This is a genomic window from Bacillus sp. SIMBA_005 (assembly GCF_046535585.1).
GTDB lineage: Bacteria > Bacillota > Bacilli > Bacillales > Bacillaceae > Bacillus > Bacillus pumilus.
Genome location: NZ_JAWRWI010000246.1, coordinates 1 through 284, shown reverse-complemented (window position 1 = coordinate 284; position 284 = coordinate 1). Strand labels below are relative to the sequence as shown.

1 protein-coding gene is annotated in these 284 nt (G+C 67.6%); it reads left to right on the top strand.

The features are described from left to right. Positions 1–284 (top strand): serine hydrolase (locus SB660_RS19955; RefSeq protein ID WP_410584020.1); only part of this gene is annotated, 284 nt, incomplete at both ends.

Here is a 284-nt window from a genome sequence, read left to right as displayed (position 1 = left end):
ACCCGGATCCGCCTTCGGCTACCACGCGATCACCATCGGCAACCTCGTCGACGCGGCCATTCAACGGCTCGACGGGCGCACGATCCACGAGTTCTACGAGCAGGAGATCCGTGAGCCGCTCGGTGCGGACTTCTACCTCGGACTTCCCCCGGAGCTCGATGATCGGCTCGTCCCTCTCCTGCCCATGGTTCCGCCGCTCGGGGAGCGCCCCGTCCGCACCGGTCACAATCCGCTCGGTGAGGCGGTTTTCGCACCGGCACCCGGTCCGCACATCGATCTCGCCC